Annotated in this window: 8 protein-coding genes and 1 tRNA gene; 3 read left to right on the forward strand and 6 right to left on the reverse strand. The window is 44.1% G+C overall.

The genetic code is table 11. The annotated features are described in order from the left end of the window. Positions 1-49: 49 nt before the first annotated feature. Both FKN16_RS06345 and FKN16_RS06350 read right to left on the reverse strand, forming a co-directional pair. Positions 50-3091, reverse strand: a complete 3042-nt coding sequence (locus FKN16_RS06345; RefSeq protein ID WP_170902308.1) for a cadherin repeat domain-containing protein — start codon at positions 3089-3091, stop codon at positions 50-52. Positions 3092-3552: 461 nt separating this feature from the next. Continuing rightward, positions 3553-4017 carry an Lrp/AsnC family transcriptional regulator gene (locus FKN16_RS06350; RefSeq protein ID WP_005390577.1) on the reverse strand — a complete coding sequence of 155 codons (465 nt, stop codon included), beginning with the start codon at positions 4015-4017 and terminating at the stop codon, positions 3553-3555. A 138-nt stretch (positions 4018-4155) separates the two neighbouring features. Here FKN16_RS06350 and FKN16_RS06355 point away from each other — a divergent pair, with 138 nt between their 5' ends. Beyond that, positions 4156-5250: a PLP-dependent cysteine synthase family protein gene (locus FKN16_RS06355; protein WP_053807137.1), complete on the forward strand. Its 1095-nt coding sequence runs from the start codon at positions 4156-4158 to the stop codon at positions 5248-5250. A 64-nt stretch (positions 5251-5314) separates the two neighbouring features. On the opposite strand, the gene FKN16_RS06360 is transcribed toward FKN16_RS06355, so the two are convergent. Next, a complete protein-coding gene (locus FKN16_RS06360; protein WP_005390574.1) occupies positions 5315-5632 on the reverse strand; it encodes a DUF1244 domain-containing protein in 318 nt (105 codons plus the stop codon). A 213-nt stretch (positions 5633-5845) separates the two neighbouring features. On the opposite strand from FKN16_RS06360, the gene FKN16_RS06365 reads away from it, so the two are divergent. After that, positions 5846-6421, forward strand: coding sequence for a porin family protein (locus FKN16_RS06365; protein ID WP_005390572.1), 576 nt, complete (start codon positions 5846-5848; stop codon positions 6419-6421). Positions 6422-6494: 73 nt separating this feature from the next. Here FKN16_RS06365 and FKN16_RS06370 read toward each other — a convergent pair whose 3' ends face one another. From FKN16_RS06370 to FKN16_RS06380, 3 genes are all read right to left on the reverse strand, one after another. Beyond that, a complete protein-coding gene (locus FKN16_RS06370; RefSeq protein ID WP_170902309.1) occupies positions 6495-6695 on the reverse strand; it encodes a type II secretion system protein in 201 nt (66 codons plus the stop codon). Positions 6696-6917: 222 nt separating this feature from the next. Further along, positions 6918-10031 (reverse strand): multidrug efflux RND transporter permease subunit VmeF, encoded by a 3114-nt coding sequence (gene vmeF, locus FKN16_RS06375; protein WP_046874696.1) that lies wholly within the window; start codon positions 10029-10031, stop codon positions 6918-6920. Then, a complete protein-coding gene (locus FKN16_RS06380) occupies positions 10031-11140 on the reverse strand; it encodes an efflux RND transporter periplasmic adaptor subunit (protein WP_170902310.1) in 1110 nt (369 codons plus the stop codon). Before FKN16_RS06380 ends, vmeF begins: the two co-directional genes overlap by 1 nt. A gap of 284 nt (positions 11141-11424) precedes the next feature. Between FKN16_RS06380 and FKN16_RS06385 the strand changes: the two genes are divergently transcribed. Beyond that, positions 11425-11509 (forward strand) — tRNA-Tyr (locus FKN16_RS06385). The last annotated feature ends 40 nt before the right edge of the window (positions 11510-11549 follow it).

Below are 11549 nucleotides of genomic sequence, written 5' to 3' on the forward strand. Positions count from 1 at the left end.
CGACAAAAGGAGTGCTCAGCACTCCTTTTTTGTGGGTATCAAACGATAATTAATTTGGTTGATACTTCATAGTAATGACCGACCATTCGTAAAGTGATTTCGGGTAACCGTATTCGCCTTTCCCGTAAACGACATTTGGGTCAGCATAGAATCCACCTTTATCCGTTGCTAAAAATTCACGCACCCCACGACGGTAAGTAATGATTGGTGCAGCCAACTCATACTCTATGTCTTCCAAATTAGAATCATCAATCACTAAGAACCGAGTCATACGGATAGTGCTACCGCTGGTGCAATACCCTGGATCATCATAACCAATTGCATTAAAAGGCTTAAGGTCATCAGCAAATAGCTCTGATGTACATCCATCGAATCGAGCAACATGCACCCATGCTGCCTTTTCTTGTCTTCGGTCATCGCTACCAACTGGCTTAAACATAAATAGCACAACCTTACCTTTACCGTGTTTTTGCAGCTCGTCATCCGTCGGTTCACGTACCGAACGCGAACCCAAGATACCAAATTCACTCTCTTCTAAATTGGCAAACTGTGGGGCACTAAGCGTGCTCACAATGACGGTTTGTTCGCTATTAAGTTGTGTGTATTTATCTGCAACACCCGACTCTGCCAAATCGACACTAACCGTGACTTTTGTTCTTGGTAACGCTTTGTAATCTCGCGATTCACTCTCAGAGATGTCTAGCGCAATAGAATGGTATTGAGAGTAATTGGTTAGCGTCAACTCTGCATTCGCATTGTCTAACGTGGCAAGATCTTTGCTCACAGTATCGCCAAATGAGTAAGTGCGAGTACCGACCGTTCTACCGAAATCTAAGTCAATTGCCTTGAAAGGCATAAACTCAACGGTTTGAAGTTTCGTGGTAAGACCGGGATGATCCGCTTTATTAATGGTGCCGTTAACCAATACGGTTTTAGTTGTATAGTTACGTGCAGTTAGCGTCACTTCTAATTGGTACTCGCCTGCGTGCAAAATCTTCAAACGCCCCGTTTCAGAAGAGACTAACTCAACCACAGGATCTTTTTGGTTAATAAGACGATAGCTGGCTTTCGCCTCTCCTCCACTCATCACTGGTGAGATAATAGTACCCGCTGAAAAGTCTACCGTTGGATAAGCAATCGATACAGGGTTTGTGCCCTGTTTGATCGTTACAGAGAAACTGCTTTCACCCGGAGTAAATTTATCGTCCCCTGCATCCGATACAACAACTCTTGTGCTGCCAGCATTGAGGATGCGCATCTCGCCCGTTTTGCTGTCTAGGGAAACCACATCCGTTGCTGCATTTTCTGCAAATCGATACGAAACTTCGCCAACCGTACCAGAGATGGTCGGTTTTTGAACATAAGGCTGGTTGGTTTTCCAAGTCTCTTCCACATCGGATTGCACATCAATCCGACTCGGCGCACTAAGAATATTAACGTACACTTTCTGATCTGGACCCGCGGTATAATTCGCGCTCTCCTGTCTGCGAACTGTTAACGTCGCTTTACCCGCTTTGTAAACATAGGCACGTCCATCCGCAGTAACCTCTATAACATCTGTAGCAGTGTTATCAACGAGTTCTACATGATCGTTACTTGTACTTAAACCAAAGTCACGACGAAGATCAAAGCTATAGTCTTTGCTATACACCATTTCATAATCTTGTGTCACCATGGCTTGTCCCGCAGCTTTCTCTACTTTGATGATTACATTAAACTGAATTGGTTGATATAAATCCCCACCATCATCTTCAAACTTAAGACGATATTCACCAGCCGTCTCTACTTCTAACTTGCCATCGGTCATTCTTAAACCGTCCGGTAAACTACCGACTAGGCTTACGTTGCCTTTTTGTCCTGAAAATGCCAAAGGAATTGAGAGGCTAGGCTGATAAATAAGCGACATTTCAATGTCGTTCATCACTGGATGAGGCGCGCGATTAACTTCAACATTGAAGCGAGCTTTACTTGCAGGATAATTACGCATTTCATGCTCGTAGATTTCAACTTCAGCCGTACCTACACCTTTGATCAGCAGTGCTTCACTGCTCATAGATTTAGCGATAACATCTGTGCCGCTAATAATTCGCACTGAATAGTCGCCGCGAGCGTTCGTCACCTTAGGGAAAATTCGGCCACCTTCCTCATAAGTTTCCACAACATCCGCTACGCTGATTGCTTCGCGTTGACCTTGTTTTACATCCACAACAAATTGCGCCGTTTGCTGCTTATCTAAAAAAGCATCGCTGTAAGTTGCTGTCGTTTCAACGGTTAGCTGCCCGACATTATGAACAAGGAGCACACCTGACTCCGGGTTGAGTAACTCGGCAACTTTGTTGTCTGGTTCGCTGCGAATGATTTTGTATGTGATGCTTTGCGTTTGAGCTTTATCTAAACGTGCAGGTTCTAACGTCAGCCCTTTTCTATATTCGTCTTCCAGCAAGGCGAATTGAAGTTGCCCGGATGCTACTCCATGAAGCTTCACCGTTGCGCGAACTTGCTTCGGCAGATAAAGCTCGTTACCTGAGTCAGTAATCAGTACCGACGCCTGACCAATTGAGCCTAATGAATATACCGAACCGTTCTCATCAACCCGAATCAAGTTATGACCACTTTCTACTTCATAACTCAATTCACCTTTTTGGCCACGAACGGTCAGCGCTTTCCCTTCAGATTCGATTGCATTGAAGTTTAGATCACTAACCGAAAGGTCTGTGTTAATACCTCGTTCCACCGTGATAGAAAATCGTGCTTCAGAGGATTCATAAGCAGAACTGCTATCCGTAGCCAGAATTGTTGCCGTTCCTGGACGCAAAATTTGTAGCATTCCAGAGTCATTAACTTTCACAACATTTAGCGGATTAGAGTCAATGACTTGATAAGACACCGAGCCATGTACATTGCTCAATTTTTCCTCTGTAACGGTTCCCACGCCCTCAAACTTCAATACCGTGTCTTCAGCTTTTAACTGTGGACGGCTCTGCTTTGTTATCGTAGTTGGTGTCTTTGTATTGTTCGTTTTCGAGTCACCTCCACCACCACAACCAGCGAGTAACGCCGCGAGAAAAAGCAAATAATATTTTCTGTTCATTTTTAGAAACACTTTGTCACAAATAAGTGCTAGCGATAATAATACGATGTTTTATTAATCACTATATCCATTTTTGAGTACTTTATTACTTAAGTATTTGCTACTGTATTATGCATAAAAATAAATGTTCAGAAGTGGTGACTAAAATACACAAAACAACACAAAGCAAACGTTTAAATTAAACCAATTAATTAATTTAGTAAGAATGAATATTCAACAAAAATAAAACACGAAAAATAAAGAGAAAAAATTGCGTTATTTTTTCATGCGTTTTGCTGTATTACCGCTTGATGGAGGATAAAAAACAAACAGTTAATGCGGAAATAGAAGAGAGAATAAATATCGTTTATATTTATTCCAACCCAGTAAAAAGTAACCTAGTTAGAATAACCCTGCTACCTGTTAACACTTAAAATGCTAACAGGTAGAGTAACCATTAAATAAAATTCGCATAAAGCTATTTAATTGAGAAGTGGTAACTCAGTCGTATATTTAATGGATTCCATAGCAAATGTTGAAGTCACATTAGACAATCCCTTTACACTATTAACTAAGCGCTTATAAAACTCGTCAAAACACTTCATATCTTTGACTAGCACTTTCATCATGTAGTCATACTCGCCGGCCATACGATAAAACTCCATCACCTCGGGGAAATCACTCACTGTTGTGACAAAGTGGTGATACCAATCTTCGGAGTGATCGATGGTTTTTAGCTGAACAAAAGCGATAAAAGACAGGTCGAGTTTTTCTGCACTCAGTAACGCCACGCGCTTTTCGATGTAGCCTTCTTCTTCCAACCTTTTCAAACGCTTCCAACATGGCGTCGTTGTCAGATTTACCTGCTCTGCTAACTCATTTAATGACAAGGTGCTGTCGGTTTGTAACAACGCAAGCAGCTGCTTATCGACCCGATCCAAACTCATCCTATAAAACCCACGAAGTGTAGAAAACTTTTCTATCAAAATAGTCATTACCGGCAACTATAGCAAAGTTTTTCTCTCGTATTATAGGTAAATTATTCCCATCTAATGCTTATCTATCGATTTCCAAGGAGAGACGCCATGTGTACTGACCACAACTGGATCAACAATGCAGTGCGTAAAATTGAAGCAGACTTTCAACGTTCTGCTGATACTCATTTATTTAAACTTGAACTGCCTTCTCTTGATGGTATCGATATCTACCTAAAAGATGAGAGCACGCATCCAACAGGCTCTCTGAAACACCGATTGGCACGCTCGTTGTTTCTTTATGCGATTTGTAACGGATGGATTGGTCCTGAAACCACAGTGATTGAAGCGTCCTCAGGCAGCACTGCCGTTTCAGAAGCGTATTTTGCTCGCTTGCTTGGCTTACCGTTCATTGCTGTTATGCCGAAAACCACCGCACGTAAAAAGATTGAACAAATTGAGTTTTACGGGGGTAAAGCGCATCTTGTAGAGCGCTCAGATCAGATTTATGACGAGTCTCGACGCTTGGCTCAAGAGTTAAATGGTCACTACATGGATCAGTTTACTTATGCTGAACGTGCGACTGACTGGCGCGGCAACAACAACATTGCGAACTCTATCTTTAGCCAAATGGAACTAGAAGATCACCCAATTCCTAATTGGGTAGTAATGAGCCCAGGAACTGGTGGCACGTCTGCAACCATTGGCCGTTTTATTCGTTACCAAAAATACGACACCAAACTTTGTGTCGTAGACCCTGAAAACTCGGTGTTTTACGACGCTTTCCAGTCAGGTAATCACTCATTAAAAGGTGAGGCCGGCAGCAAAATTGAAGGCATCGGTCGACCACGTGTCGAGCCAAGCTTTATTGCAGGTGTTATTGACGAGATGCGCAAAATTCCAGACGCTGCCAGTGTGGCAACTGCACATTGGGTTTCTCAACTGATTGGGCGTAAAGTAGGCGCATCAACGGGGACGAACCTCTACGGTGTGCTTCAACTGGCCTGCGAAATGAAACAACGCGGTGAAACAGGCTCTATCGTGACACTTTTATGTGACTCTGGTGAGCGTTACTTAGATACGTATTACGACTTAGCATGGGTAAAAGAGAACATCGGTGATATTCAACCTTACCTCGCGCAACTTGAAGTCATTCAAGCGAAAGGCTGTGTCGAACCTGCATGTTGCGGTCCAATTACCGCTTAATATGTAAATTCGAATGTAAAAAAACAGCCCGCTGATGTGCGGGCTGTTTTTTTGGAAATGAGTATTACTTTTTCTGACGCGCTTCAAACGCCGCCAATTGTTCTGGCGTTGCCGCTGGCTGATGATTTTGTTTCCATTCATCGTAAGTCATGCCGTAAACACGTTCGCGAGCGTCATCAATATCTAAATCCACACCGAGATTTTCCGCTTCAGCTTTGTACCATTTGCTAAAGCAGTTGCGACAGAAGCCCGCAAGAATCATGAGGTCGATGTTCTGCACGTCTTTATTCGCGTCTAAATGCGCCAATAAACGACGAAATGTCGCCGCGTCTAACTTATCTTGTTCTTCTTGAGTCAGATTTTTATATTTGAATTCAGCCACTTTCCTTTCCTTCTCTCTTATTTGATTGACGTTAGTCACCATACCGAATAGTAAGTTCTCCAGCCTAGGAAGTCTGCTTTAGCGCAACAATTCCCAGTCTAAATGACTACCTTTGCGTAAAAGCTGATATGATAAACGCCATCTATCTTATTGATTAATTTAATATTAACATAAATCATTACAACGGTCTTTTACAAAGGTTATCGTCAAGTTATGAAAAACGCCATTCTATTATTGTCTGCCTTGACCATCAGTGTGCCGACTTTTGCTGCTCAAGAACAAACTCATCAATCTTATTTTTATCTGGGTACTGGTAACGTCGGTTTTGATACACCCTATTTTGGCTCAGACAGAGACAATGAGTGGTCCACACCACATATCACTGTTGGTTGGGGCTATCATGTCAATCAATACCTTGCGTTTGAAGGTGTGCTTCGCTATTCCCAAAACGAACTTAAGAACGACACACTGAAAACAGATTTGGATTTGCACTATTACCAAGCGGGTATGTCAGCAGTATTGACCAGTGATAACCTTGGCGATACGCCACTTTCTTTGTTTGGCCGCGTGACCGCGTTAGGGACTCAGGCAGAAATGTACGTTCCAAACCAACAAAAAGTCACAGATGATTCAGGAGCACTATTCAATATCGGTGCTGGTGTCCATTGGGATATGAGCAAAGACATCTGGTTGCGCGCAGAGTACATCTATAATGTCGCAGATATGGGCTTTGAAGATTTTTACGACAGCTACGAAGGTGTGCAAGTTAGCTTAGGGAAACGCTTCTAACATTAGATAGCACCAAGTTACCAGAATTGAAATACAAACAAGCCGAGGTTTTTACCTCGGCTTGTTTTACAATCTACGGTGTGTCGGAGAACTTTTCTGTTGTCTCTTGATTCACATGGCTACTTGGTTGCCCGGCATCGAGAGAGTGTAAAATGCCATCTTGACGATCTTTTAGTGCATTCGTTAACGTCGGAAGTGCAGTGGTCGCTAACAACGCCATAACACCCGCAACTAAAACCATTTCTACCATGTAACTACCACGTACTTTTTTCAAGAGAACACCTCAAATAATAATAGGTATATGCTGCTTTCCCGGCATGACACCTAACAAGACCCGACATTCAGTCAATACGATGAGCGAGTCCTGTGCCCCTCGAAGAAGTGGCGAAATAATAAACAAAAATAATCATTAGATCTATAAGTAATCACGCTCAATATAAAAAAACACCGAACAACTTTTGTTCGATGTTTTCAATCAAAGCTTTACGTACAGCGGCTAAGGATGAGCAATACGGCCTTTTGTATCGTGGCTGAGTGCTTTGTTCAATTCTGCTTCTACATGACCTGGCGCCTGTGTTTTCGCCGAAATCAATCGGTACATAGCCGGGATGACAAACAAGGTCACCAATGTCGCAAATCCCATCCCGAAAAAGATCACGGTACCCACGGCAATACGGCTCTCATAACCTGCCCCTGTCGATACAATCAACGGGATAGCACCAGCAAGCGTGGTAAATGCTGTCATCAAGATCGGGCGTAGACGTCGCGCAGCTGCATCAATAACCGCTTTTTCGAATTCAACACCGCGGTCTCGCAACTGGTTGGCAAACTCAACAATCAAAATGCCGTTTTTCGTCACCATGCCGATCAACATGATCATGCCAATCTGGCTGTAAATGTTCATGCCTTGCCCCATCACAACCAAGCCAAGGAAGCCACCAAATACGCCCATCGGCACCGTAAACATCACCACTAACGGGTTCACGAAGCTTTCAAACTGAGCCGCTAACACGAGATACGCCACAAGCAATGCCAACGCAAACACGACAGCAACACTCGCTTGGTTCTCTTTAAAGTCTTTTGACTCACCAGAATAACTCACCGAGATGTCACCTGGTAAGTTGTCTATCGCTTGTTGATCAAGGTAATTCAGCGCGTCTCCTAATGTGTAGCCTTCTGACAGATTAGCCGTAATAGTGATGGATTTCTGTTTGTTGTAGTGAGATAGACGAATAGAAGCTGCCACTTCTTCAATTTTAGTGACCGCGTCTAACGTCACTAACTGCCCACTATTAGTTCGCAGATAAATCTGGCTTAAATCCGCTGCATTATTAAAGCTGTTTTCATCACCACGAAGATACACATCATACTCTTCGCCACGCTCAACATAAGTCGTTTCACTTTTACCACCAAGCATGATTTCTAGCGTATCAGAAATGTCTTTGACACTGACCCCTAGTTCTGCGGCACGCTGTCTGTCGACCGTAACCAATAGCTCTGGCGTTTTCTCTGAGTAATCGATCTCAGCGCCTTCCATCATTGGCGATTCTTCTGCTTTGTTTTTCAACATTTCAGCCCAGACGAGAAGTTCATCGTAATCAGAGCCACCTAATACAAACTGAACAGGCTCACTCGAACCACCTTGGAAACCAGGCATGAATGGGAACACTCGAACATCAGGTATGCCAGCCAGTGCACCACGCACTTTGTTAAGCGCTTCCTGAGCTGTTACATCTCGCTCGTTCCAGTCTTCTAGAATCATGATAACAAAGCCGGTTTGATCGCCTGCCTGTCCACCAAACGCTGGCGTTTGGATACTAAACGACTTCAGATACCCTTGCCCGAGTAATGGCATCAATCGGTCTTCAACAATGTCCATATTGGCTGACATACGATTGTATGACGTGGCATCAGCCCCGCGTACAAACGCAAACATCACGCCGCGATCTTCTTGAGGGGTCAACTGAGCTGGCACTTGGTTCATCAAGAAGTAACTGCCGCCCAAGCACGCCAGAATCACCAGCGGTGCAGCCCAACGCATTTTCAATGCGCCTTTCAATAATGAGCGGTAACCACTCTCCAGTTTACTAAATAGGCGATCGACCACTTGATTAAATCGATTTGGTTTTACATTCGCCTTCAAAATCTGACTACCCAATACAGGAGTTAATGTTAGGGCGATCAAAGACGAGAAGATCACAGACATCGCCAACAAGACAGAAAACTCAGTAAATAGCAGACCTACCATGCCATCCATAAAGGAAATCGGCAGGAATACCATCACCAGCACTAGCGTTGTCGCGATAACGGCAAAACCTACTTCCCGCGTGCCTTTATAGGCCGCAAGTAAAGGTGATTCACCACGTTCTATATGGTGGAAGATGTTTTCAACAACCACAATCGCGTCATCCACTACCAATCCGATAGACAGGATCAACGCCATCAAGGTGATTAAATTGATAGAAAAGCCAAAGTAATAAGCGGCAATGAATGAGGAAATCAGCGATACCGGAACCGTAACAGCTGGGATCAAGGTTGCACGAGCTTGACCAATGAAGATGTACAACACCAAAATAACCAAACCGCCCGTAATAAACAGCGTGCTATATACCTCTTCTATCGAACGCTCGATAAACACCGTCGCATCGTAGTCGATAGCAAGCCGCGTTCCTTCCGGCAAGAACTTCTGGATGTTATCAACTTCAGCTCGAACTAATTTTGCTACTTCTAACGGGTTCGCATCAGACTGAGGAACTACCCCCAAACTAACATTGACGACGCCATCGCTTTTAAAGGTCGAGTTTTCGTTTTCTGCACCGATAAAAACATCAGCGACATCTTTCAAATAGATAGGCGTGTTGTCGCTTGCCCTTTTAATCACGAGGTACTGAAAATCTTCCGGCGTGTTATAGCTGCGCGCTGTCCGTACCGACATGACTGTCGAGTCATTACGAACTTCACCACCCGGACTTTCTAAGTTTTCACTTCGCAGTGCCGATGTAATGTCCGAAGCCGTGACTGAGCGCCCCGCCATCAGCTCTGGCTTAAGCTTCACGTACATCACCTTGTACAAACCACCAGAGAGATCAATGGAGCTCACCCCAGAGATCAAGCTAAAGCGATCCATCAGTACACGTTCTGCATAATCCGTCAATTGAGTGCGGTCCATCTCTGCAGAGCTGAGGTTAATATAGAGGGAGGCCTGACCTGAACCGTTATTCTTGTAGACAATTGGATCGTCCGCTTCATCAGGTAGCGAACGTTGAGCGCGAGCCACCGCATCGCGAACATCACTAACACCCGTATTGAGATCGTAGCCTAGCTCAAAAGTGATCGTAATACGCGAACTGCTGTTTCGCGTCGTCGAACTGATCTCATCGATTCCGCTGATGCCTGAAAGCTGATCTTCTAATACAGACGTAATTTGACTCTCGATGATCGTCGCGGAAGCGCCCTCGTAACGCGTACTAATGGAAACGACCGGACTTTCAATGTCCGGCATTTCTCGCACCGCTAGTTTCGTAAAGGATACAAAGCCAAATACACACAGCAGCATACTCAATACCAACGCTGCGACTGGGCGTTTTACAGAAACGTCAGAAAGTAACATTAGTTTGCTTCCTTAGCCGCTTCGTCTTGCGTGCTTTGAACACCTTGATTACCAGTTGCGTTAGCTGTTTTTGACTTTCCTGGTGCGACAATTTCCTTAACTTCAACACCATCTCGCATATTAACGATGCCCTGTACAACAATTTTGTCGCCAACTTCAACGCCTGATTCAATAACGACTTCGTTATCGACACGAGCACCGAGAATGACTTCTTGTCGAGTCGCTTTATTGTTGCCATCGATGACGTATACGTAACGCTTGGTGCCAGAGTATTCTAGTGCTTGAACCGGGATAATTGGCGCTTCAATCGCAGGGAAGGCCAATGATGCATTCATTAACATGCCCGGCTTTAAGAGGTTTTCAGGGTTCTCAAACTCAATACGTACACGCAGGTTCAGCGTTTCTGAGCTAATCCGCGTATCAATGCCTGTGACTTGACCAGTAAACGTCTGTTCACCCCATGCACTGGTTTCGGCAATGACTTCCATACCAATAGAAAGCATCGATAAATAGCGCTCCGGTACTTGTAAATCCAGCTCCATGACGGAAAGGTCATCCAAGGTCAACAGCTCTGTACCCGCGCTAACCATTTTACCGCGACTAAAGTCAATGAAACCAACAGTGCCAGAGAATGGAGCCGTAATATGAAGATCGGCCAAATTTGCTTGAGCGGCGTCCAGCCTTGCTTGTGCGATTTCAACACTTGCTTTTTGTGCGTCGATCTCAGTTTGGGTGATAGCATTTCGCTTAACCAAACGTTGAAACTCTTTTAGCTTACGCTGTTCATCTTTAAGGTACGCCTTTGCCTCAATCAAAGCGGCTTGAGCCTTATCATCATCCAACTTGATTAACAGCTGACCTTGTTGGACATTTTGATTCGCTTTAACAGCGATTTGATTCACTTTGCCGGCGACTTCCGATGCAACAACCACAGACTCCGCCGCTTCTAATTTACCGATAAGCGATAAGGATTGATTGATCTCGTGCGTTTCTACTTGTTCAGTTACGACGGTAACTGCTGAGCCTCGCATAGCTGCGAAAGCTGATGGAGAACTCATTAATATAGAAAGCGTTAAAACAGATAACGATAACGTGGCTTTCATGCTCATGATATTGACTTCTAAACGAATAAACTTATGTCATTAAACTGCTTACATTTTATCAGTAGATACGTGGTTTAACGTCAAGTAGTGTAAATTCAAGTAAAAAGAGCGTTTCTCTTCTGTTCAAAGGACACACAAAACGCTGACTTTCTACCATCTTTGCCCAAAAAGACAGCATTCAACGTAAAAACGCAAGAAAAACGCTTTACAGCCTGAGCGAGTTTGCTATGATTCGCTCCGCACTTGGGAGATGAGTTGGGAAAACATCTTACTAAGTATAAAAATCCTCTGGAGGGGTTCCCGAGTGGCCAAAGGGAGCAGACTGTAAATCTGCCGGCACTGCCTTCGATGGTTCGAATCCGTCCCCCTCCACCATATTCTTTCTTGTGTTTTTCCTTTAAACATAAGAACAACT

This window comes from Vibrio sp. 11-4(1) (assembly GCF_013048625.1).
GTDB lineage: Bacteria > Pseudomonadota > Gammaproteobacteria > Enterobacterales > Vibrionaceae > Vibrio > Vibrio diabolicus.